This is a genomic window from Lentzea alba (genome assembly GCF_047445655.1).
Classification (GTDB): domain Bacteria; phylum Actinomycetota; class Actinomycetes; order Mycobacteriales; family Pseudonocardiaceae; genus Lentzea; species Lentzea alba_A.
The window spans coordinates 1-23,976 of the sequence record NZ_JAJAEG010000042.1 but is presented as its reverse complement, the minus strand read 5'-3'; the positions used below and the strand labels follow the sequence as shown (position 1 = coordinate 23,976).

At 65.3% G+C, this 23,976-nt stretch carries 13 protein-coding genes and 1 pseudogene; 3 read left to right on the top strand and 11 right to left on the bottom strand.

Annotation, left to right across the window (positions count from 1 at the left end):
* Nucleotides 1-81: 81 nt before the first annotated feature.
* The 6 genes from LFM09_RS43845 to LFM09_RS43820 all read right to left on the bottom strand — a co-directional run bounded on the left by LFM09_RS43845 (nucleotide 82) and on the right by LFM09_RS43820 (nucleotide 13,235).
* A complete protein-coding gene (locus tag LFM09_RS43845) occupies nucleotides 82-1,569 on the bottom strand; it encodes an N-6 DNA methylase (protein ID WP_414102552.1) in 1,488 nt (495 codons plus the stop codon).
* Nucleotides 1,562-2,827, bottom strand: a complete 1,266-nt coding sequence (locus tag LFM09_RS43840; RefSeq protein WP_414102551.1) for a restriction endonuclease subunit S — start codon at nucleotides 2,825-2,827, stop codon at nucleotides 1,562-1,564. Before LFM09_RS43840 ends, LFM09_RS43845 begins: the two co-directional genes overlap by 8 nt.
* On the bottom strand, nucleotides 2,824-5,574 hold the full coding sequence (locus LFM09_RS43835; RefSeq protein ID WP_414102550.1) for a DEAD/DEAH box helicase family protein: 2,751 nt from the start codon (nucleotides 5,572-5,574) through the stop codon (nucleotides 2,824-2,826). The genes LFM09_RS43840 and LFM09_RS43835 overlap by 4 nt, the downstream gene beginning before the upstream one ends.
* 415 nt (nucleotides 5,575-5,989) lie before the next feature.
* The gene (locus tag LFM09_RS43830) at nucleotides 5,990-8,671 is read right to left on the bottom strand and encodes a pPIWI_RE module domain-containing protein (RefSeq protein WP_414102549.1); all 2,682 of its coding nucleotides are present in this window, start codon (nucleotides 8,669-8,671) and stop codon (nucleotides 5,990-5,992) included.
* The gene (locus LFM09_RS43825) at nucleotides 8,668-11,979 is read right to left on the bottom strand and encodes a hypothetical protein (protein WP_414102548.1); all 3,312 of its coding nucleotides are present in this window, start codon (nucleotides 11,977-11,979) and stop codon (nucleotides 8,668-8,670) included. Before LFM09_RS43825 ends, LFM09_RS43830 begins: the two co-directional genes overlap by 4 nt.
* Nucleotides 11,976-13,235 carry a hypothetical protein gene (locus LFM09_RS43820; RefSeq protein WP_414102547.1) on the bottom strand — a complete coding sequence of 420 codons (1,260 nt, stop codon included), beginning with the start codon at nucleotides 13,233-13,235 and terminating at the stop codon, nucleotides 11,976-11,978. Before LFM09_RS43820 ends, LFM09_RS43825 begins: the two co-directional genes overlap by 4 nt.
* Before the next feature lie 476 nt (nucleotides 13,236-13,711).
* Between LFM09_RS43820 and LFM09_RS43815 the strand changes: the two genes are divergently transcribed.
* A complete protein-coding gene (locus tag LFM09_RS43815) occupies nucleotides 13,712-13,855 on the top strand; it encodes a hypothetical protein (protein WP_414102546.1) in 144 nt (47 codons plus the stop codon).
* Between the two features lie 256 nt (nucleotides 13,856-14,111).
* On the opposite strand, the gene LFM09_RS43810 is transcribed toward LFM09_RS43815, so the two are convergent.
* On the bottom strand, nucleotides 14,112-15,443 hold the full coding sequence (locus LFM09_RS43810) for a hypothetical protein (protein WP_414102545.1): 1,332 nt from the start codon (nucleotides 15,441-15,443) through the stop codon (nucleotides 14,112-14,114).
* Entirely contained in the window at nucleotides 15,440-16,360 is a 921-nt protein-coding gene (locus LFM09_RS43805; protein WP_414102544.1) for a hypothetical protein, read from the bottom strand. The genes LFM09_RS43810 and LFM09_RS43805 overlap by 4 nt, the downstream gene beginning before the upstream one ends.
* A gap of 329 nt (nucleotides 16,361-16,689) precedes the next feature.
* On the opposite strand from LFM09_RS43805, the gene LFM09_RS43800 reads away from it, so the two are divergent.
* Entirely contained in the window at nucleotides 16,690-16,845 is a 156-nt protein-coding gene (locus tag LFM09_RS43800; RefSeq protein ID WP_414102543.1) for a hypothetical protein, read from the top strand.
* Between the two features lie 270 nt (nucleotides 16,846-17,115).
* Here LFM09_RS43800 and LFM09_RS43795 read toward each other — a convergent pair whose 3' ends face one another.
* The 3 genes from LFM09_RS43795 to LFM09_RS43785 all read right to left on the bottom strand — a co-directional run bounded on the left by LFM09_RS43795 (nucleotide 17,116) and on the right by LFM09_RS43785 (nucleotide 22,157).
* Nucleotides 17,116-19,152: an ATP-binding protein gene (locus LFM09_RS43795; protein ID WP_414102542.1), complete on the bottom strand. Its 2,037-nt coding sequence runs from the start codon at nucleotides 19,150-19,152 to the stop codon at nucleotides 17,116-17,118.
* A 560-nt stretch (nucleotides 19,153-19,712) separates the two neighbouring features.
* Nucleotides 19,713-20,531 (bottom strand): abortive infection family protein, encoded by an 819-nt coding sequence (locus LFM09_RS43790; RefSeq protein ID WP_414102541.1) that lies wholly within the window; start codon nucleotides 20,529-20,531, stop codon nucleotides 19,713-19,715.
* 315 nt (nucleotides 20,532-20,846) lie between these two features.
* Nucleotides 20,847-22,157: an IS4 family transposase gene (locus LFM09_RS43785; protein WP_414102540.1), complete on the bottom strand. Its 1,311-nt coding sequence runs from the start codon at nucleotides 22,155-22,157 to the stop codon at nucleotides 20,847-20,849.
* 1,104 nt (nucleotides 22,158-23,261) lie between these two features.
* On the opposite strand from LFM09_RS43785, the pseudogene LFM09_RS43780 reads away from it, so the two are divergent.
* A pseudogene (locus tag LFM09_RS43780) lies at nucleotides 23,262-23,976 on the top strand (transposase); the annotation flags it as partial.

The following is a 23,976-nucleotide window of genomic DNA, read 5'->3' as shown; positions in this document are numbered from 1 at the left end:
TGACCAACGGTGATCCACGTCGTGGAGACACACGTCGTGGATCACCCGTATGGCCGACGGATTTCGGTGTCGAAGCGGGGTTCAGTCTGACGTTCCGACGGATGACGGCTCAAGCGCCGCGGCGACGGCTTCGAGTTCGACCAGCGCGGCGGTGAGGTCCTCGATGATCTCGCGGGCAATGAGGTGCGGTGCCGGGAGATTGTCGGTGTCTTCGAGTGACTCATCACGGAGCCATGTGATGTCGAGGTTGACCTTGTCGCGTGCAATAAGGTCGTCGTAGGTGAACGGCCTGAATCGTTCGGACTCGATGCGCTCGGAGCGCGGCTTTCCCGGTGCGTAGCGGTCGACGAAGTCATCCAGGTGTTGACGGCGCAGCGGGTTTTGCTTGAGTGTGAAATGTTGATTGGTGCGCAGGTCATAGATCCAGAGCTGGTCAGTCCAGGGACGCTCGGCCGCCGGCTTCTTGTCGAAGAACAGCACGTTCGCTTTGACGCCGTGGGCGTAGAAGATGCCGGTCGGCAGGCGCAGCATGGTGTGCAAGTCGAAGTCGCGGAGCAACTTGCGCCGCAGCGTCTCGCCTGCGCCGCCGTCAAATAGCACGTTGTCCGGGAGTACGACGGCCGCGCGGCCGTTGATGTCCAGGATCGTGGCGATGTGCTGAAGGAAGTTGAGCTGTTTGTTCGACGTGGTGACGACGAAGTCCTGGCGTTCGATCTCGCGGTCTTCGCGGGCCTCCAGGCCATCAGCTCCCACCATCGTCAACGAAGATTTTCGGCCGAACGGAGGGTTGGACAGGACAACCGACCAACGTTGGCTGGGGGCCGCGATCAGTGCGTCACGCACCTCGATCAACGAGTCGCCGGCTGGGCTTCCGATGCCGTGCAGCAGCATGTTCATTGCGGCAAGGCGTGCCGTTCCGTCGACAAGTTCGTAGCCGTAGGCGAAGTCGTGTTGGAGGTGGTCCCTCTCGGTGCGGGTCATCGACTCCGACCCGCGGGAGGCGTACTCGTGCGCGGCGAGAAGAAAGCCTGCCGTTCCTGCGGCCGGGTCAACCACGGTGTCCTTCACCGTCGGCTGGACGCAGTCGACAATCGCCTGGATCACCGAGCGAGGGGTGAAGTACTGGCCGGCACCGGACTTAATGTCTTCTGCCCCTTTGGACAGAAGTGCCTCGTAGGCGTCGCCCTTGATGTCGGTACCGGTAGCCGACCAATTCTCTTTGTCGATGAGGTCGACGATGAGCCGCTTCAACTTCGCGGGGTCTTGGATCCGGTTCTGCGCCTTGCGGAAGATCGTCCCCAGAACACCGGGCCGCCTCCCGAGTTCTTCCAAGATGTGCCGGTACTGGGTCTCCAGCGCATCGCCCTTGGCGTCGAGCAACGTCTGCCAGGAGTACTCCGGGGGAACGATCTGCTGTGGATTGAGTTTGCGGGTGGCACGTTCGTGCGCCATCTTGAGAAAGAGTAGATAGGTGAGCTGTTCGACGTACTCAATCGTGCCGACGCCGTCGTCGCGCAACACGTTGCAGTAGGACCACAGCTTGTCGACCAACCGGCGCGCGTCAGACACCAGCAAGCTCCTCGATGTTATCGGTCAGCGTTCCCGAGTATGCAGCAGTCAACACGGCGCGGCGGAGCGCTGCCACACGCCGTCGTCCAGAATCTGCAGCTTGTTCGATTCGCTTGATTTCCAAATCGCGCTCAGCATATGCCTTCGCCAGCCAGCGCTGGACATCCGGCTCGGCTTTGGGCAATCGAACGCTTAGCAGGGACTTCTGTGAAATGTTCCGCATGGAGTCCTTGGTGCCGGTGGCAGCCGCCGAGATTTGGCGCCTCGCACTGGGTGCCTGAAGGGCCCTCCAGAGCCACTCGGGGTCGACCTCTGCCCGTAGCTGGAGCCGCAGGCTCTTGTCACTGAGCAGAAGATGTCGGCGCACCTCACCCACAAGGACCGGCGCACCCACGTACTCGCTCGTGTTGGCGCGGCTGACGAGGAGGTCACCAGGCATGATCTCGAAGTCCGGGTTCACCAGTGATTTGGGTACCGCCTTGTTCTCCTGTGGGCGGAACTCGCCCCAGGTCATCGCGCTGACCTTGACGATCCCCCACTCGTTCTCCTGGGCAGGCGGGGCAGAACCTCCTGCGGATCGTCCTGCCTGAATGCCCGTTACCAGATCGCCGAGCGTTACGGTGTCACCGTCATTCAGGCCGAACTTGGCGTTGAGTTCCGCCTGGCGAAGGCGGGTCAGGCGTTGGATCGTGGCCGTACATGTCGACCGCACAAAGTCGAGGCGGGAGATGTGGTTTTCAAGGATCTCCACGAGCCGCTGCTGTTCGCCAAGTGGTGGAAGTGGCACCGGGATCTGGCGGATTACCTTCAGTCCCAGTCGCGGTCGCCCCACACCGTGGCGATGGTGTTCGGCCCATTGGCGGACGGCTGGACGCTGAAGCGAGTACATCACCCAACGCGGGTCGACGTCGGGAGACAAACGGACTCGGATGCAATCCGCTTTGACGATCGCTGCTCCGAGCGACGGTGGGGCGAGACAGCCTCGAGGCAGAGTCTCCCCGAGCGACGCGATGAGGAGGTCGTTCGGAAGCACCTCGTGGTTGCGGAGCGTTTCGAAGTGGTCCTGGGAAATGTGAGCCTTCGCGTCGTTGAAGACGCCGTCACCGATGTTCTGGAGGCGGACCACTCGTGGACCTCGGTCGGTGTAGTGCGCGCTGGTGAGGTTCGAGCCAAAGGGGCCATCGGTGATCGCGCGGGGCTCGGACGCCTGCAGAGAGTCGAGTGGTACGACCGTCCAGCCGGCGGGAAGGGACGTCACGCGGTCAGCTCCGAGTTGAGTTGATCAATCAGTTTGACTGTCTTGTCACCGAGGTCGCGGAGGGCACCGTCGGCACCGCCGCGCTCGATGAAGGGTGCCTGGTCGAGGTCCCCAGGAGTGATGCCCGCTGACGATGCGACTACTTCGACCATGCGATCGAGCCACCACCTCTCGGTCTCGCTGAAAAAGACACCGGCCTGCTCTTGCTGAACAAGCCACGCAGCGTAGCGCTCACGCACGCGGTCGGCGTATGGGACCAGCTCTTGGTCTTCGCCGATGGTGAATCGCATGAGGGACACCAAATCGGTAAGGGTGTGCCGGGTGCTGCGCCGGACACGGCCAGCCTCAAGCGCCTCGTACGCGGCCCAGATCACCTCGGGGGTCCAGTTGTAGGGCGGGCGGCTGATCCGGTCGGCGAGTTCCTGGATGTCATCGAAGGAGATACGGCGTTCGCGTGCCTCAGCCATCAGTTGGATCGCGGTGATCTCGTCGCGGTGCTCGGCGAGGTACCGCGACCAGCTTTCGACAAGGGACCGAGCACGGTCGGTGTCAACCACGCCGTGTGCGTCCAGGAGCACGTCCACACTGACCTCGTCGATGATCTGGTCGTGAGCGCGCCGTAGTTCGAGGATCCGGTTGCGCAGTTGGGGATTGGCCGCCAGTGGCTCGATCGCACGATCGAGGAGTTGCTGAATGGCGGCAGCCGGGTCGGCGGCCCCTTGAACGGCGTGGGCTTGCTTATCCGGATCGACCGCGTCCACGAGGCCACGAACGATCGCCTGGACGGAGGCGCCGGCGACCTGGTCCAACTCGGCCCGCTCTGCTGGCGTGAGCTGCAACTCCAAAGCCGCCAGGCGCGAGGCGAGGGTCGCGGTCTCGTCCTCGGTGAGGGTCAGCGTGGCCACCTTGTCCAGCAGCTTCTTCAGACTGATGCCTTTCTGCCGGTTCAGGGGCGGGTCGACGAAATCGTGCTCGGTGACACCCACGGCGTCGACGATCACGAACCGGGTCTTCTCGGTGGCGTCCGGGGTAACCGCACGGAAGTCGGCCGAGGAGATGGTGCGCGCGCCGCGACCCTTCATCTGCTCGAAGTACTGGGCCGAGCGCACGTCGCGCATGAAGAACACGCACTCCAGCGCCTTGACGTCGGTACCTGTGGCGATCATGTCCACTGTGACCGCGATCCGCAGGACCGTCGAGGTGCGGAACGCCTGGAGCTGCCCCTTGGGGTCCTTTGCGTTGTAGGTGATCTTCGCAGCAAAGTCATTGCCTTTGCCGAATACCTCCCGCACGGTGGTGACGACCTCCTCGGCATGGTTGTCGTCCTTGCAGAAGATGAGAGTCTTGGGCACGGCTGAACGACCCGGGAAGATCTCGGGCAGCTTATCGCGGAAGGTCTCCAATACCAGGCGGATCTGGCTGGTGGAGGTCACTGCGCGGTCCAGTTGCCTGCTGGTGTAGACGAGGTCCTCGTCGAGCGCCTCCAGGCGTTGCACACGTGTGCGGCGGTCGACCATCGGAACGACCGTGCCGGCCTCGATCGAGGAGCCGTCGGCGGTGATGTGGGTCTTGATCCGGTACAGGTAGAAGTCGACGTTGACCAGGTCGGCCACGGACTCGGGATAGGTGTACTCGGAGACCAGATTCTGGCGGAAGAACCCGAATGTCTGCTTGCCGGGCGTGGCGGTGAGGCCAACGACGTGGGCATCAAAGTACTCCAGGACCCCTCGCCAGACGCCGTAGATGGACCGGTGCGCCTCGTCCACGATTACCAGGTCGAAGGTCTCCGGCGGCAGCAGCGGGTTGTAGGCGACGGTGACCGGCGCATCGGGGACGTAGCCGTCCAGGCCAGGGTCGTCGCCCTCGATGACGTCCTCGTTCTTGAGTGCCTTGTACACCCGCTGGATCGTGGAGATCACCACTTGGGTGGAGCCGAGCATCCCCGCGCCCGTGAGCTTGTCGACGTTGTAGATCTCGGTGAAGCGGCGACCGTCGTCGGGCGTGCGGTAGTTCTGAAACTCCGCCATCGTCTGATCACCGAGGTTGTTGCGATCGACGAGGAACAGCACCCGGTTGAAGCCGCCGAACTTCAGCAGCCGGTAGGACTCGGTGACCGCCGTGTAGGTCTTGCCGGCGCCGGTGGCCATCTGCACCAGCGAGCGGTCGAAACGCTGCTCGGCCAGCGACTTCTCTATCCCGCGGATGGCGGCGACTTGGGCCTTGCGCATCGGTTGCTCGTTCAGCGCTGGCAAGGTTCTGACCTTGGCCCGCCAGGTCGGCCGGGCCGGATCGCGCTCGGCGTCCCGCAGGATGCGGGCCAACGTCTCCGGCTTGGGGATGTTGAATAGCCGCCTGGACCGTGGTTGGGGGTCGTATCCGTTGGTGAAGTGGGTCTCGGTGCCGCTGGCCTCGAAGACGAAAGGCAGGCGCCCGTCCACCGTCAGCGCCTTCAGTCGCACCTCGGGGGGCAGTCCTTCGGCGTACATGGCGGACTGCCATTCGACGCCGGACAGGGTGGTGCCCACCGGCTTGGCCTCGATGACTCCAACTACCCGCTTGTCGACGTAGAGGAGGTAGTCGACGCGGCCGTGCCCCTTGGCCATGATCATTTCGCGAACCGCGACGCCCAGCCCGGCGAACAAGTTGATGTGCTTCCGGTCCTGGATCAGCCACCCGGCATCAGCCAATTGCTGGTCGATGAGCACTCGCGCGCGCTGCTCAGCGGCCAGCCTGGGATCCTCCGTCACCCCGCTGCCTCCCCTGCACCGTGTTGACTAGCAGAAGTATCTTCCACCACGGGTACGACAATTTGCGTGGCCCGGCCCGTCGTCGCAGGTCATGGCGGACTGTTCCATCACGATGAAGATCGCCGGACGTCGTGCTCGGGTTACTTGACGAGGTGAGTTCAGCCCCCAGGCGAGATGTTGCCTCAGTCGTGACCTGAGCAGTTCTCGCCCGCTATGACTGTGTGGCTTGCGCAGCCTTCGTGCATGAAAAGCTAGGAGGGTCGACGCTCGCCCCCGTTGTACCCCTTGCAGCCGCAGACGGGCGTGGGTGCAGCGGACCAACGATGGGATGGAGAAGCTGCAGGCCGGATTCGACAGTGAGCAGCGCGTGGGTGTGCCGGGTCATGTACGGCCGGCACACCCACGCGGAGTGCATTCAGATCAGGTACTCGTCGGAGAGGCTGGCCTCGTGCACAGGGAGTGGCATCTGGGTCGCGATGGTGGTGTGCAGGTGGGCTCGCCGCAGCATCTGGACGTACTCGGCCATGTGCAGGGCCTCGTCGTGCGGCTGGAGGAACGCGGGAATGATCTCCAGCGGGTTGGGGTTCCAGCCGGCCTTGATGGCGTTGCGGGGCTTGTCAGGATCCAGCTTGGTCAGGTTGATCGGAGTCTGGGCCTGGTCGGATCGCGGCGCGATGCCGTAGAAGACCCGATCGCTGAACGGGAAGACGCCGCTGATCCTGGCGAGTTTGCGGACCTCGACCGCCTCGGCATCCGGGCCTGTTTCGGTGTGGATGCTCTCCATGTACGACACGAACGCGCGTGACACTTCGCCGCCGGTAGTGCGTTCGCGTAGCCGGACGATTCGCAGGCCTGGAAGGTCTCCAGGTTTGAACGGGGTGTTGGCGGTGTCGGCGGGGTCGACGCCGGGGAGCAGCAGTTCGTCGTAGGAGATGTGCTGGTCTTGCAGCCAGCCCCAGCCGCGGTTGCGCAGGTTGGCTGAGCGCACCATGACGATCCGGTCGTGCGTGGCGCGGGGATTGATGGCGCCGATGAGGAACTGTGCCAGTTGCTCACGGCTCGTGGCGTAGTCCTGGTCCAGGCGACCGTGACCGGCCACCAGTGCGGCCGGCAAGTCGGCGTAGGCGATGTCGCCGACGTCGACCAGTTGGGCGCGGATCTCGCCCGTGGTGGTGGCGCGCACGATCAGGGGGACCCATCGTCCGGAGTGGCGTTCGAGCCACACCCCGGTCAGCTCGCACGGGCCGTCGATGCCGGGAGGTTGGGGCAGCATCGCGCTGCGGCCGACCTGCCGGAGGCTGTCCAGGACCGCAGCCGCGGCGCGCTTGATGTCACCCTTGAGGAACGGGGTTCCCTCCGCGAGCTTGCGGGCCTGCTCGTCGTCGGTGGCCGGTGGTTGTTCCTGGATGGGGTGCAGGCATTGCGGAAGCCGGCCGCGTTTGGCGTAGCCGGTTTTGATGGTCTGGTACGGGTCGTGCTGGTTGAGCCGGGAGAACATGGCTGGCTGGTCGATCTCGACGATTGCGGCGACTCGCCGCGAGCGCGCGGGCAGCGCGCTGATGATGTCGCCGAGGCGTTCGTCGCGGGCGACGCGGACCGCGAGCTCGGTGCGGGGATCGTCGTCGCTGGGTTGCGGGGCCTGGATCCCGGCGGCTAGACCGCCGACGGTGTGGCTGGTCACGGTCAGGGAGTAGTCACCGGTGAACCGCAGGGTGTCTGCGTCGTCGCTCGGTGCGGGGGTGAGGCCGAGGCCGTAGGGGTGGGTGATGGCGGTCAGGATGGCTTGGTGGGTGGATCCCGGCTGATGCCACAGCTCGAGGTGGTAGTCCTGGTCCGGCGGTTGGTGGCGGGGGAGCCGCCGGGTGACCGCCTTGCTGGTCTCACGCGCGAGCGTGGGCGTTGACCGCAGTCCTGTTGGGGCGAGCAGCGCCTGGAGTTGTTCGTGGACGTCCATGTGGTCGACGGGCTGGAAGCCGACCCCGGCGGCGTGCGTGACCGTCTTGGACTTCTTGTCCTCGCCACCCGTGGCCGGCGTGTTCGGGACGGGGCGCTGCATCTTCATGCCGGTGCGGTACAGCACCAGCGAGGTGATCGAGTCCTGTCCGCGGCTCTGATCACGTGGTGCGCCGAAGTGCGCGGGGTCGGCCAGCACGCCGTCGGCGTCCGGGAACGCGCGTGTCGTCAGATGAGCCAACGCCCGCGACAAGCCGGCGTCCCATGCCCACCGCCACTGGCCGTCGACGTGACGGCGCATCGCGGTCGCCGCGAGCAGGGTCGGCCTCTCCCGTGAGCGGAGGAACCCGTTGCCGGCGTGCATCCACAGTGTGACCCGTTTCGGTTTGCCCGGCACATAGCGCACCGGGAGATAGGCGAAGCGGACGACGCTCAGCTCGGCGTGGATGCGGGGTGCCGGGTGGCCGGGGATGGTCTCCACATGGAAAGTGATCTTGTAGGACCACAGGGCATCGCCGGTGGCCTTGTCCGGCATGCGTTCTGGTGGCCAGGACACCGCGCCGCGTTCGCCATTGGAGTCCAGTGGCCCGAGGACGAACGTGCGGTGCTTGCCTTGGATGGTCAGCCCGTCATCGACCACGAGCCCGGCGAGGTAGGCGGGCAGCAGCTGGTAGGTATGGGCGGCGAGCTTGGCGGTGCCGTTGGGGTGGGTGTCCCACTCGGCGAGGGTGATGTCGTCACCGTCCCACTCCAGGGTCGTGCCGCCGAGCATGGCCTCCCAGTCCAAACCGGGTTGCTTGGGAGTGATCGCGGTCGCCGCCCAGGCGGCCACCGCGGCCAGCAGCACGTCGTCGTCGACATCGTGGTGCGCGCAAATCCACCGCGGGTCTTCGAGATCGCGTCCGATCGCGAGGATGTCGGCGTCCAAACTGGACACCATCTCGACCAGCGAGTAGGTCGGCAGGTTCTTGTGGCGGTGAGCCGGGTCTGCGTACCACTGCTCACGCAGAATCCGCAGCCACCCGGCGGGGAATGGGGCGGTGCGCAAGCGCAGTACTGGGCCAGGCGCGCCGAATTCCAGAGCGGTGAAGGTGATCGAGGTCTTGTCGGCGCTGCTGTCGGTCTGCGGGGAGATGGGGGTCACGGGTTCCGCCTGTTGTCGGGCCACCTGATGCTGCTGAACAGGTGGTGGGCCAGTTCGTAGAGCGTGGTGTCGATGACGTGGTCACGCCGCCGTGTCAGCGGCGCGTCGGGTGGGGGATCGGCGAGCATGTCCGCCAGTTGCGCGGCGATGGCGACGAGCAGACTGGTGTGGACGGTGTCGGAGGTGGTGTTGCCGCGCTCGGCGTTGCGGGGTGAGAACGCCGCGTCACAGAAGTACACCTGGGTGGCGGTGCCGCCGCGGATGGTGCGCCCCATGGTCTGGTAGATCGAGGCGAACGCGTTGGCGACGAAGGCCCGGTGAGCGCGACCGCGTAGCCGCCGGAAGATGACCTGTTCGCCGAGCAGTTCGTGCCAATGACGGCGCAGGTCGCGGCGCAGTTCCCGTCCGGCACCTGCCACCGATTCCGGGTTGGTGACCGGTGTCAGCAGCGCTCGCATCGCGTCGCGGTTGACCAGCGACAGGGGGAAGGACAGGTCGGACGCTGGTGGGTGGGGTCGGGCGAGATAGAGCAACGCGCCGAGCGCGGCGACGCGGTCGGTGTTGAGGATGTTGTGCCCTCGCTGGATAGCGAGTTCGGCGGCGATCAGGACGTCGACGTCCAGCTCGCCGAAGGTGTGCACTTGCCGCAGGTGCAATCCGTATTCGCCCGGCTGCAGGTTGTTGGGGATCACGTGTCGTGCGGTGTAGCTGGTGTTGCGGTTGGCGTACAGCGCGGAGGACTCGGCGTCATCGCCGCTGAGCGTGGTGAACAGGACCTGCTGGCGGTTGGGGGCCAGGCCCTGCCGGATTTGATCGAGCAACGGCGTTTGCCCTGGACGTTCGCGCAGCAGATGTGCTGTGACGCGACGCAGCGCCTCCTCACGGTCGTCACCTTGCCGTCCGGACACGAACACCGGCCTGCCTGTCGCATCGTGGGACGGCAGATATTCCATTGTGGAGAGTCGTAGCGCGGCCCTGTCTTCCTCCGGTTCCCGTAGGACGCTGGTGGGCGGGATGTCGATGTTGTACAGCGAGGAGTTCCGCATCCAGCTGGTCGCTGAGGTGAGCAGGACGTGCGGCCCTTGGATGCCTTCTGGTTCCAGCAGGTCGTGCAGATGGTGGATGAGCCAGCGTCCGACGCCGCGAACCCACATCAGGCGCAGGTCACCGGTGCTGCCGGTGCGCTTGCGCGTCCACTGCAGCGCCATCAGGTTGCCCATCAGAGCTTCGGGCACGAGTGGTTGGTAGTCGGCTGGCGGCTGGTCCTTCCAGAAGGTCTCCGCGTCGGGCAGGTCCAGCATGTCGGCGACCGCCGGGTAGAGGTTGGACATCTGCAGGAACAAGGTCGTGATGCGGCTGCTCCACAGCGCGGATTGGAACAGCAGCCGCAGGTGGCCGAGGTTGTGTTTGACCGCGAGCTGGTTGTCCGCTGGCGCGTGGTCCAGCAGCCAGGCGTCCAGGGCATCGAGGTCGTCGTTGACCCGGTAGCGGCCGATGACGGCCTCGGTGACCTCCGTCAGGTCGTCGGAGGGGCGGTCGAGGGGCCGCAGCGCGAGGTCTTCCAGGTGTTCTCGGAAGAAGTCCTCGGCGGCCTGCTCGTGTTCGGCTTCCGTGCTTTCTCCGTAGGGCAGGCCGAACAGTGCCCAGGTCAGGCGCCGCAGCAGGCTGTAGCCGGTGAACGGATTCTTGTCTAGCGTCTCGCGCAGCCGCTCGTGCCCGCCGTCGGGGTCGTCGCTGACCAGCAGGCTGTACAGCTCGTCGACCGCTTCCAGCAGTTCGCGCCCAAGGCGGCAGAACAGCCGGACTTCCTTGTGGCGCATGGGAAGCCGGTCCTGCCGATTCAGGCCCTGCAACGAGCGGATCAAGGTGGCATCCGCCCACCCGCGGTCTGCGGCGACCAGCAGCTCCGACTGCACGAAATGGTCGTCGAAGACCTTCTGTACGCGATCGGCCTCGTCGACGATGATCAGATCGGTGTGGTGCTGGCACGCCTCCAGCCACAGCATGCTCTCCGTCGCCGGGGACGCCTTGCTCCGCAACAACCCCTGAGGGGTGGTGACCCAGACCTGGGCGTCGACGATGTTGCGTTCCGCGAGCTGGTGAGGACAGACCGAGATCAGCGGGCAGTCCGCGGGCTTGTCCGGCACGTCCGAGGCCAGCGGGCGCAGACGTGACCGGCAGGGGAAGTCCTCCGGTTCCAATGGTGCGTAGTCCGGATCGACGATCTGACGGTGCGGATCGAGCAGGCACGCGGAGTTGACGAACGCCGCGGCCGGGTCAGCTGTGGTGGGGAACGTGGTCGGCGAGGTGGACAGCGTCGACTGCCAGTAGGCGCCTGCGTGATGAGACCGGCCCGACCGTCCGACCAGCGGCACCGCGTTGATGCCGAGGTGCTGGAGCAGGGAGACCATCTCGTAGGTCTTCATCACCGACTCCAGCACGAGGGTGACGTGCTGGCCGGCGTGGACGCGGTTGACGGTCAGGATGAGCGCCTTGGTGGACTTGCCGCTGTTCATGAGGCCGACCTCGTGGGTCACGCCGTCGAGCAGGATCCGCTGGGGTTTGGTGACCAGCTCGGCGCTGTCGAGGTCGAGCACGCAGTCGGTGATCTTGGTGTCCCACCGGCCGAGGTAGTTGCCGTTCTTGGGGGCGCCGGGTGTCGTGGCGAGTTTGTGGTCGATCCAGGCGGCTGTTGCGCGCAGATCGTCGCGATCGATGCCGACCGCCTCCCGTACGCGGGACTCGACCGCGATGAGGGGTGCTGGTGGGGGCGGAACCTCGATGTCGGGGATCGTGACGGTCTCGGTGCGACCGTCGCGCCGGCCGAACGTGTAGCTGTGGCCAGGCGTTGCGGGCTCCCGCACGACTACAGCCCGGTATGGAACGGGATCGGCCAGCGCGTCGCGGTAGGCGTCCCATCGGTCTCGGCACAGGCTCGGGTTCTGACGGCAGAACGTACTGATGTCCGTGACTCGTCGGATCGGATCGTCGGTGCGCTCGAACCCGCGGATCCGCGCGGGTGCGCGCCGGTACTTGTCCAGACACAACGGGAAGAAGTTGCTGCGGCCGATGTCGCCCATCAACAGCCGTAGCCTGCGCACCACCGGCTCCAAACCCGGCTTGCAGGCGACGTAGCCCGACATCAGCGGCCACAGCGCCCCGATCGGCTCGTCCGGGTAATGCTGGCTGAGGAAGTACAGGCCCAGCTCGACGGAGAAGAACTCCTTTGGCGTGATGTCATCGGGCAGCAGATCTGTGGCCTCGATCTCGGTGGCCACCTTGCCGTACCAGTTGGACGTCTCCCTCATGCGCCACCACCGATCTGCCGGGCACGGGCGATGACTCGGCGCACGAACTCCTCCTCGTCGATGACCTTCACACCGTTGTCGCGGCCTTCGAGCTCGGTCTCCAGGTCGCGCACGTACCCCAGCTGCCGCACTCGATGCATGGGCAGGACCAGGAAGCGCCGGTCGCACCGCGGGTTGTGCTTCCACCGGAACCCGATCGCGAGCAGGCTCGGGCTGGCGTGGTCCTTTCCGTCCGCGCCCCAGACCTCAACTGGTCGGCGAGGATCGGGATCGGCCGGGTCGAGAAAAGCGACGAGCAGGTCGAAGGCATCGCGCCCCGGCCACGGCTGCAGGAACACGACCCGCTCGGACAACTCGGCGCGCAGCGTGTCGTACAAGCGCACCTCGAGCAGACCGGCATCGTGGATGTAGCGGCGCACACCGCGGTGCTGCACGAAGTAGGCGTCAAACACCCGCAGCTCACGCGTCGTCGCGGTGCCCGTACAGCCGGCGGTGCCGCAACTCGTGCTGTCGACAGCCAGCGGGTTGCCGCAGCCACCACAACAGCGCACGGTCACTGTCGGCGCAGGGGAGTGATGACGCTCGTAGGCGGTGTCGATCAACGACTGCACATACGGCTGCCCGCTGGCCCCTGGCGCGGGGAAGCGGCGCATCAGGTCGCGCACCTGCTTGTCGGAGATCACCGTGTGATCGATCAGGAACCGGCGCAGCAGCTCATAGTTGGCTTGAGCCTGTTCGTCGGTGGTCGCGTTCATCGCGGCCACGGCTTTGAGTACGGCGAAGCTCTGCTCCTCGACGAAGTCTGCTTCGGCATCGCGCACGCCCAGCTTCGCGGCCTCCCGCGCCAGCTCGCTGAGCTCGTCCCCGTCCAGCAGACTCGCTTCACGGTCGGTGTCAGACAGCTCCAACGGCAGATCCCACTCGACGAACGGAGCGCGGCACAACTCGAACAACGTCAGGTCGTCCTCGGGCGGCACAAGTCCGGCTTGCAGGAAACGCCACCACAAGCGGGTAAACCCGGCCCGCCACGGCGCCGGCAGCAGTTCAGGACGCGACAGCTGACGCGTGCTGACCACACCACGATCGGTGTCGCGCCGAACCTGGTTCGCCTTGATCTGGGCCAGCCCGGTCGACAACAGGGTCACGATCAGATAGTCGCCTGTGGTGTTGGTGGGGTCCGAGGGAGAGAACGTCTCCTGCAACGAGCCAGCGCCGCCGCGATCGTCGGCCTCCAACGACACATCCGAAGCGGTCACGATCGGCCACTCGCTTCAGCTTGTCGGGCCTCCATATCCAGATGGCACGGACAAGCGAATGGGGCGTCCCTGCTCTTGCGTACAACAACACCCGATCGGGTGATGCCTATCCACGCATCGGCCGCCCGCGGACGGGGTGGGTTCGGCATGTCAGCGGGGCGCCGAGGCCGACAACAACGCCTGCAAAGCCCTGTGCCAGAGGTCGGCCGTTCGGTGCTCTGGAGCTGACGTGACCTGCGGCGACGAGCGTCGCGGGTGGGTACGCACGTGTGCACCCAGCCTGTGGCGGCACGGGTTGTGGTGAACATGGCACGCACCGTAGAGGTACCCACCGACAATTTCGGGAGCCCCGTGCGGACCTCGACTACCTCAGTGCGTTCCGCCGGTGGGCTGCGAGAGCCGCGGAGGCACCCGACGATGCGATCCAGGAAGACCTGGCCCAAGAGGGCGATCACCTGTGGACGCTTTCTCGGGCGTTGTCGATCACGTTTGCCGAGTGGCTGGTTCGTGTGCCGCCGATCACCGCAGCCATCAGCCAGGTCATCTCGCGGTGGCCGAACGCGGGCGGGTTCTGGGGCGAGCTGTACACCAACGGCCAGATCCGCTTCGGCACCTGGTGAACTGACCCCTCACGTGCCCGGCGCCACCAATGGCGCCGGGCACGCACGTGCTTGACCTCGTAGCTCAAAGGCGTCTTTCTAAACACAAACCCTCATTTCCGACTGCTGCGTCGAGAGCTCCGCCGTTGAAGGGCCTTGGGCGTTGTGTGGCGCGCAGGAGGCCGCCGTCTCGCGGAACCGGTACCTGTACGTGTCAACGGTCGTTGCGGGCGGTCCGGGAATCGTTCGTCGCCCACATTCGATCCGTTGTGGTTGTTCATCGCCGTCCCTTACTGATGAGGTTCGTGAGGATGTGACGGCATGTGGTGCTGATCGGAGCCAGATTCTCGGTCATCCACTTCGTCAACGCGCGAGCTTGCTCCTCGTCGATCTTCAGTGCTTTGGAGAGCACGATGAGCTTGCTCTGCTGCTCTGCGGTGAACGAGGTGGTGCTGAGCAGACGCAGCACTACCTCGCCCCGATCCGTTCCGGGCTCTACCAACAGCCATCGCCGAAAGGCCTTTATCCCCAAGGTGGTGAGCTCGTACCGCCGCATGGTGCGGGCTCTGCTGGTGGGTTGGATCAACCCACCTTCGCGCAAGGTTCGCAGAGCACAGCACACACTCGCGTGAGTGACATCCGGCAGCTTGAAACGCTGATGTACCGCCGATACGAGAACGCTGCTGGTTTGCGAACCCTCGTGCATCAGCCCGAGCAACGCTCCAGAAAGTGGAGTGACGACGGAAGTTTCGCTGCCGCACGGGCGACCCCACTGCGCCCATGCACCAGAAGTGTCGCTGTACCAACGCACGGCGAAGCGCTCAATGGTGACAACCAAGTCGTCGAGCATGTGGTGTGGCCCGACCAGCCGTGCGTCGAGACTCCCGGTCCCGATCCGCGCTCGAATCTCATTCGAGTAGTAGCGGACAGGCGGTTCCAGTTCATCGCCCTGGTCGCGTGCTGCCCCTTCCGCGGCGGGGCACGTTTTGCCCCGGAGTCTCGGAGGCTCTCGCAGTTCGAGCCCGCCCACCCAGTCCGTGAGCGCCGGCAGCGGGCGTCGGCAGGTCAGCTCCTCGATGACACCGCTGCGGGCCAACGTGCTGTGCAGCAGCAGGAACTGCACGGCGTGGGGAGCGTGTTCGTTGCGGAACGCCAGGTCGAGCACCGACCTGGCTACATCACGCCGTACATGCTCGAACACGTTCGCCTCAGCGAGCCAGGCGACCATCGCGACGACCGTGCTCCAGCTCTCCGCCCCCTGAGCCAGGAAGGAGAACCTGGACAGGACCGACCAGCGCGCGGCCGGACACACTTCCCGGCGCCGGGGGTCACGCTCGTCAGGAACGGTCGCACACCGCACGAGGTCAAGGAGGAGGTCGTCCACGTCACCCTCGTCCCTGGCCGAGCCGACGCCGCCAGGCTCCTGGTCGATGCAGTTCTGCACACGTTCGACGAGGTCCGGGCTGGTCATCGCCTGGATCGCACGAGCATTGGGCGTCCCCAGGCTGGACTGCTCGAGCAGCTGATCGAACTCGTCCTCGAACGTGGAGTCGACGTCGCTGGAAACGGGTGGGACTCGATGATGAATCTCGTTGCTGTTGAAGGTCATGACGACCTCCCCTCGTCCTCGGAATCGCTGGAAGCGTTCGGCGGCCGGAGCTTGCGGCGCTGGGTGTGGAGCCTGCGCTCGACGGCCTTGGCGGTCAGCCCGACCTCACTGGCGGCCGCGGCCTGCGTCATCCCCTCCATCCGCATCACCAACACGTCACGGACCTTCGGGTCGGTGATCTTCGAGTAGGCGCTCGCCGCCTCGGCGCGCAGCACCGTGAGCTCGGCGGGGCCCATCCCTGGGTCCACGACGTACTCAGCGAGGTCGATGTCGCCATCGCCGTCGACCAGCTCGATGCGGGGACCGGAGTGGATGAACGCCTCCGTCAGCTGTTCCTGCTTCCACCGGTCGTTGCAGACCTTGGCGAAGCAGCACACGCACGCACCGACGAAGTAGGTGGCCAGGGTGGCACCGCGACGGTGGTCCCACTTGCCCTTGCGGAGCCCGTACTCAAGAAAGAAGTCGACTCCGCGTACCAACGTGTCCAGCACGGCCTCGTCGCGCTCGGACTTCGTCCACAACCTGGCTGCCGCAGTCGCGGCGGGGCTGATCCGGCCGCGGTACTTCAGGCACTCGCCGAAAATGCGCCCGTCGACAACCCACAGCCCGATGATCGGGTGGGCGTAGCTGATCATCCGGCCGCTCAGCTTCCGGAACGCCTTCTCGAACCTTTCGCCCTCGTACCCGGTCGACGCCAGGAGCTCGACCATGCGGCGGTCGACCTCGATCTGCCCGATGCGTTCCTTGTCCGAGCTGACGACTGCGTCCGGACCGAGCAGCTCCGCCTCGGCCCGTGACACGTCCTCGCTGGTCACCGCCTCGGCCACGACCTCGGAGAGCTCCTCGTCGGACAGCATCGCCCAGGCCTCGGCGTGGTGATCGTCCTCGGGATCTCCCGGTTGTCGTACGTCGGTCATGCCGTCTCCCCGTTGACAGGTGGCGTCGGGGGGTTCCACCCGCCTGAGCGAGTTCTAGGCGTCGGCCCTGTGCGTCCCCCCACGAATTCCGGAAGATTTTTCTCTCACCTCGGGGCGGCCTTCAGCAGGGGGGAGGCCTTGAACCCGCTCCTAGAACTTGGACGACACACCAGCCCGTGCCGAGGAGCCAACCGATGTGCCCCAACCCCACCACCCCTGGCGCCAACTGCACGTGCCCTGCCAGCACGCCGCCCGCCAGCACGCCCCCTGCCAGCACGCCCCCTGCCGCCCCGCCCTGCGACTGCACCACTGAGAAGCCGCTGCTGAGCGTGCGCAGCCTCTTGGTGTTCGTCTTCGCGCTGTTCATCGCGGCCGGCGCCGGGTACCTGACGCTCAAGGCGACGGGCAGCATGCCGAGCGCGATCCTCGCCGCGATCCCCGCGTTCGCCGGCGCCGTCTACTTCGCCGACAAGTTCACCGAGTAGACGGCCCTGGCTCCCCTGCCAACAGGGCCCCGTCGCTCGACGGGGCCCTGTTTCGTTTCGCCGATGCACCCGAACTAGGACCACAGGATCTGCTCGGTCCCTACGTGATCGGTGCGCACAGCAGATCCAGCATCGACCGGGCCGCCGGGTCGAGTCGTCGGCGGCCAGCACGACTCCCGACCCGCTCGTCCGCGCCCTCCCGCAACTCCTGGGTACAAAGCAGAAACCGAGCTGCTGACGGCACCTAAGACGGGTTGGGGAGAGGCAATGCTATGTAGAAGGCAACCCCAGCTTGTCGAAGAACGCGCGGTTGCGCTCCGTGGCGGACTTCACGAGCCGATCGAAGGACATGACCTCGATGTAGGCCTTGTGGGGCTCATTAAAGCCGAAGTAGCCCATGCCGTCGTAGGTTGGGCGCAGGCTGGCGTACTCGCACCGACTCACCATTGTGGGGGTAAGGTCGGCAAGTATGTAGCAGAACGCGGGCTGGTCATGCGATGGGGGAATCGGACGTCCGGCTGATGTGCGTACGCCGCCATTACGCACCCGTTTGATGTAGTCGAGGCACTGTTGGATGGGATCCTTGTCCTCGGAAGCGTCGTTTCGCATCGGCCGCTTGATCTCAACCACAACGATCGAAGGCAGGGGCAACGACTCTCCCTCAGCGGCCAGAACCGGCGATCCAACCAAGCGCGTCGCAAGGATGTCTGGTTCTTTCGTTGAATCTGAGCCGGTGATGGGCATGCTGTTCAAAGTCTTGTCCGAGGCGAGATAGTCGTGGAAGGCCAGTCGTTCGTCAACAATCCACAGGTTTGACGCGTCGGGACCGAGCTCGTTCGAGTCAGTGCGCATGGGCATGAGCAACGAGTGGATGGCGTCCTCGCGGGAGTACTTCCCTTGCTCGTTGGTTCGGATCATCTTGGCCAGTGCATCGAGGATCGCGCGGCGGCGGGAGACGTACGCCGCGAGGTCGGACTGGTTGATTTCCGTAACTGTCTCCAGATACTTGTTCAGCCGGTTCTGGTAGACCTCCGGTGGTGTGGAGTCGGCCTCGGCGAACACTGCTTGGCCTTCGGCGATTGCATCGGCTTCAAGCTTCTGGAGGTTCCGGTGAAGGAGGAGCTCAAGGTCCTGGTCCTTGATGGACGGGTCCACCGTTACGCCGAGCGCTTCCAACCGCGAGAGTACCGGCCGGTACCGCGGTGCCTGGTTGCTCACGAAGTCACTGACCCGTGCCTTGCCCGCTTCGCGGGCTACCGCGAGTGGCTCGGTCAGGAGTTTCTCGATCTCGTGCAGGACGGCCGTCCGGATTTCATCGAGCGAGATGCTGTCGTCCAACGTCGAGCCCGAGGCCTTCTCGGCGATGTCGAAGGCCGTGCGGTCGGCGCGAACGAATGTATCGAGGTAGTCCGACGAGACGTAGCAGGCGTAGGTGAACTCGGCTGAAGTTTCGTCCTTCAGACGTCCGTACAACCCGGCGATCTTGCCGGCCAGGTTCTCTTCGGTGACGACCCGGTTCGCCGCGCACCAGTACATGCGGGGTACGGGATTGCGAGTGGACGACCGGAGGCAGAGGTTGACCATGTCGAACTTCTGTCCCTTAACTTCTACCGTCGTCGCGGGCAATGCGGGGGAGACGAACTCATCCATGAGGCGGTTGAGCGACACCACCACCTCGTCGTCGATGATCGTCACGTCAGGTGCGCCGCCCGGCCGGAGAAAGTACCAGATGCAGTGCTCGAACACCTCGCGGGCGATGGCTTCGGCGGTCTTCGGCGCATGCTGCTGGAACGCATCTTTGAACCCATCGAGAAGAACCGCCGTGCCTGTCTCGCTGAAAACCTCCGGAGGGCCGGCGTGTTCGACTTCGCCGACGATCGAGAACTTGAACTGGCGGGTGACCAGGGTTCCGTCATCCGCCAGGTACGCGCTCCGAACCGAGACCTTGTCGAATGCCTTTAGCCAGAGCAGCCGACCGACGCCACGGCACCCAAGGCTGGCTTTGAAGTCGGTGTCTAGAGTCTCGAATGACCTCATGTTGTCGGGAGTGAATCCGACGCCGTTGTCCTCCACGACGAAGCCTACAATCGGCTTAAGCGGAGCACGAACAGGGCCGGAGCCGAAGTCGGCGGCCTCTTGAGCGCTTCGCTGGATCGTGACCTTCAGGCGTCCGTGCCCGATGTCATCGCCGCGAGCATCGATCGCCTGGAGGCCATTGACGACAGCTTCCAGGAGCGGCAGAAGGGCGTGGCTTTTCGGCAAGGTTGTGTTCCTCACCCGACCGGCCAGCGACGTCGTCAGCGCCACGCTGCCCTCCCTTCGATGTCCAGACGTCCAGATGTCCGACTCTAGCGGCGAGCTGGGACAGGATCCGCTTGGGCACGCGCGGCACATTCGGCCCTTCGGGGTGCAGCTCGTGCTTCGGAGACTTGCGAGGGCCACGGCGGTTCCCTGCCGCAGCGAAGCGTGATCTTCTTCCGACGCCCGCGCAGCTCTGCCGCCAGCCTGTCTACCGCCGGAGGCACGGACCTGGGCCGCTCCAGGATGCTCACNTCGGCCCTTCGGGGTGCAGCTCGTGCTTCGGAGACTTGCGAGGGCCACGGCGGTTCCCTGCCGCAGCGAAGCGTGATCTTCTTCCGACGCCCGCGCAGCTCTGCCGCCAGCCTGTCTACCGCCGGAGGCACGGACCTGGGCCGCTCCAGGATGCTCACCTATGCGGCGGGCACTGGCGTCTGGCCGATGGCCGGATCGTCAAGCGACCCCGAGCAGGCAGCGTTCGCGCCATGCGCGGCGGCCTGCCTGGTCAGGCAAAGCGGCGCAACCACGCGGCCGATGATCGTCATTCGCGCGCGGCCCTGGTGCCGTCTCTAATCGTCGATGTTCTGGTCCTGCAAAGTCTCCAACGCGAAGTAGCACCACGCCATCGCGGCCCGCACGGTCAAACGCGCGTGACGGGACTCGACGGAGGTGTGCGCCCGGACGGAGCCGTGGCCGTCGCCGAAGTCGTTGCGCAGGGTGCCGACGAAACTGGACAGCTCCTTGAGCAGGCGCATCGCCTGAGCCTCGGGCGAGTTTCCGGTGGGGTTGGGGTCGAGGTTGAGTGTCCGCAGAGCGGCGTTGACTGACTTGTCGAAGCTGTGTTGGGGAGCCTGCTGGCCGTGCGCGGCCAGCACTGCCTTGGCGGTGGCCTCCACGAGGTTCTTGGCCTTGCCGACGGCCGCGCGCAGGTCGCTGCGCAGCAGATCGGGCAGTACCCCCAGTTCGACGCGGATGCCGGACGGATCGTCCAGCGCGTCGTCGGCGACGGCACCGAGATCGTCGAGCTCCTGGGTGAGTGCACCGTTCTGGGCTTCATCCAGCAGTTCCTGGAGGGCGTCGCGGACCCGGTCGGTGATCTGGGCGACGTAGGTCCGGCGGCCGGCGTAGTTGCGCGGGAACTTGACCTTGGATGCTGCGGCCCATTCGTCCAGCGTGCTCCAGCGGAACGGCGACTTGATGTTCGCGCGGACCAGCAGGTCATTGAGCTGTCGGCGAAGACGCAGGTACTGCCTGGGGTTGCTTGGTTGGTCCGTCGCGGCGGCGGCCAACATGCCGAGCATGGTGTCCACCTGATCGAGCCCCGTCTCCAGCTCGTCGATGCTCGGCGGCTCGTCGTCGCCTTCTAAGTCGTCTGCTGACCAGTCCACCCGCTCATTGTCCGATGTGGCGTCCACTCGGTTACGGCAGCAACGAGTTCGCGACGAACACCTGCTAGCCGGTGGCTGGTGACGTTGACGGCCGCGAGCACGCGGTCGACGTCCGCCTGAGCGTAGTCGTCGCCCTTGATGGGATCCGGCCATGGCGTTCCACGGGACAGCTATCGCAACCGATCCGGTCGTTCGTCCCTCGTCGCGGTCGGGTCGGGCTGGCCGTGAAGTTCGTGATCTACGCCTGCAGTTCAGCTCCCGTGTGGCGGCAGGATCTAGACCCAATGCCGTGTAGCTAGGCGTTCGTGGTGGTTGTCAAGGTTCTGCTGGGGCGAGGACGTCGATGCTGATGGTGGCTTTGTAGGTGGTGCGGTCGACGGTGCCTTTGGCGTTGTATTTGGAGATCGCGCGTTTGACGACGCGTGGTCGGGTGCGTAGTCGCCGGTCGGGCATGAGGTTGGCCAGCAGATGAGTGCCGATGGTGCCGACGAGGGTGACCACGGTGTCGGCGATGACGTCCGCTGCCAGGACGAGTTGGTCGCGGGCGGTCTGCAGGGCGATCGTGAAGCTGGCCCGGTCCGCAGTCGTGCCGGGCTGACTGTCGGTGGCGTCGGTCATGGTGGTGCGCAGTAGCTGGTAAGTAACCAGCAGTGCGCAGAGTTCCTGGGTGATGCCTTGCGAGGTGCGGGCGCGCAGGACCCGGCCGCCCAGGATTGTCGACTTCAGCTCGAGGTAGGCGGTCTCGATCTCCCAGCGCTGGTGATAGAGCGTGACCAGTTCGGTAGCTGGGTGGCGGTGATGGTCGAGCAGAGTGGTGACCAGCCGATAGACACTGCTGCGGCGGCCTGTGCTGGTGGTGATGACGATCTCGGCGTCGATCACACGCACCTTCGTGGAACCCAGTGTGGACAGATAGGAACCGTCGGAGTGGCGGGCCAGAACGGGAAAGTTGCGGCGGTATGTGTAGCGCACCAGGACCTCGGCGCCGGCCGCGGCGAACGCGGCGATCAGCTCGCAGGAGACGAAACCGCGGTCGAGCAGGACGATCATTCCTGGGTGCATGGAGCGGGCCAGCCTCGGCGCGTAGGCGAGTTCGCTGACGCCGGCGGGCCCGGATTCGACATCGATGAGGGTGCGGGTGCCGCAGGCGAGCAGAGCGAGCAGCCGGATCTGCGGGTAACCGGAACCTCCGTTGTTGCAGCGGTGTTTGGCATAGGTGCTCAGGTTGGACGGGCTGTCCGCGACGCTGAGCGTGGTGCCGTCGATCGCGCAGATGAGCAGCCCGCGCCAGCGAGCCGAACCGGCAGCCGGTCCACGCAGCAGGTCGAACAGCCACTTCAGTGGCGCGGAGCCGAGTCGGCGGCGAGCCTGGCACAACGCGCTCGCTGTCGGCGTCGCTGGGCCGATGCTGGTCAGCGAAGCGGTGAGTTTGCGCCACACGCCGGCGTAACCCAGCTCGGGGAACAGGCACGCGGCCAGCAGCAGGTAGACCACGACCCGCGCAGGCAGGTCACGGACGCGGGACTGCGTCGTACGGGTCTCGGCGAGAGCTTCATCGACCATGTCGAACGGCACCAGCTGGGTCAGCTCGCCCAGATGCCCTGGCGCGAACGGCCCCTGAGCCACAACGACTTCATGGGTACTGACAGACTGTGTAGGCAACGGAGTTCTCTGCGGATAGCGATCTTGGTCGACGCTGTTCTAGCAGGAACTCCGTTGCCCGTTTCAGCCGCCTTGACAGCCAGAGCCGAGCCTTAACTACACGGCATTGGATCTAGCCCCTCACATCGAGCTAACCAGCTGAAACAGGCGAGCGGCTGGTGCTCACACCTTGAAGGTGTCTTCGAGTACCAGCCGCTCGCCTGTTGATGTTGCCCATGTTTTGTGTGCCCCCGGCAGGACACGCAAGACATGGGCAACATCATCACCAGATGCCGGTCAATTCGCGGCCGTGGTTGTCGCCCTGCGCTCCATCACGAGCGGTACTCGGGCCGTGATGACCAGTGGTTTTGCGTGTGTTTGTCGACTGGTAGTGCCCGTTTTCGCAGGTCGCGTGACCGTGTGCTTCCTGTCGGAGCCGCACCGGGGGCACTAGGTTGATCAAGCGTTTTCGCAGGTCAGAATTAGTGTGTTCCAGCCACGAGTCGAGATGCTGCTCATGCCTCGCCGCGACAATTGATGGCTCAGCGTTGCTGCTTCTCCTGTTCTCTGGACCTGGCCCGTTTGATGGAGGCCTCTGATCAGGAGCTTTGCCAGGGAGTTCAAGGCGGAGATCGTTGAGCAGTGCCAGCGTGGTGACTGCTCGATCACGCAAGTCGCAAAGGACTTCGTCCTGACCGAGATCGCTGGCCGCGAGAGCGCCGGACAGCCTAGCGTGACGCGGGATCCGCGATGACGGGGTGGAGCAGTGACGAGAAGCCAGAGTTGGCCACGCTGATGTGGGAGAACCGGCGGCTGCGTGTGGACGTGGACATCGTCACACGGGACTGCTTTCTTCACGTCAAGGCCCCGGTGAACGTCTGCCGTTCATAGAGGCGGAGAACCCTGGCGGTAGCGGCAATGTCACGCGTGCGTGACGGGTCGAGCGTCTCCATGAGCCTGACTCGGCTGCGACCGCCTGGCCGACCTGATCGAGCGGGATTTCGCCTGCAGGTGAAGCTGGTGTGCATCAGCTGTGCCTCGCTAAAGGTTGTCCCGTAACGCTGTCTCGGCGTGATCGATGATCTTGGTGTGGATCAGGTGATCAGTGCGGAGCGGCCGGAGTGGGTGCCGGTGTTCCGCACGCTCGTGCGGATCGTGGCCCGTCGGGGTGGTGAGCAGACCGGCACCGGCCGGCGGTGGGGCCTGTCGCTGGCGGATCGGGTGTTGCTGGTGGCGGTGTACTACCGGACGAATCTGACGTTCCGGCAGGTCGCGCTGCTGTTCGGGATCTCGAAGTCCGCCGCGAACCGTGTAGTGGACCACCTGGCGCCGCTGCTGGCGCTCGCGCCGGTTACCCGCCGGCACAGCCCGGACACCGTGCTGATCGTGGACGCACTCTCGTCCCGACCCACGACCGGTCCATCTCCGCGTCGTCGAAGAACTACCGGTACTCGGTGAACATGCAGGTCGTCATCGACGCCAACACCCGCCTGGTCGTCGCGATCGGCGATCCCACACCCGGCAACCGCAACGACTGCCGCGCCTACACCGACTCGGGCGTCGGCGAACAATGCCGGGGCGCGAAGGTCATGGCCGATGGCGGCTACCAGGGCAACCCCGAGGTGATCATGCCCTACCGCAAACCCGGGAAGGGACAACCGCCGCTGCCGCAATGGAAAGAAGACTTCAACACCGTCCACAAGAGCGTCCGTGCACGGGTCGAGCACGCTCTGGCGCACATGAAGTCCTGGAACATCCTGCGCAACTGCCGCCGCAAACGCGACGGCGTCTGGCACGCCACCCG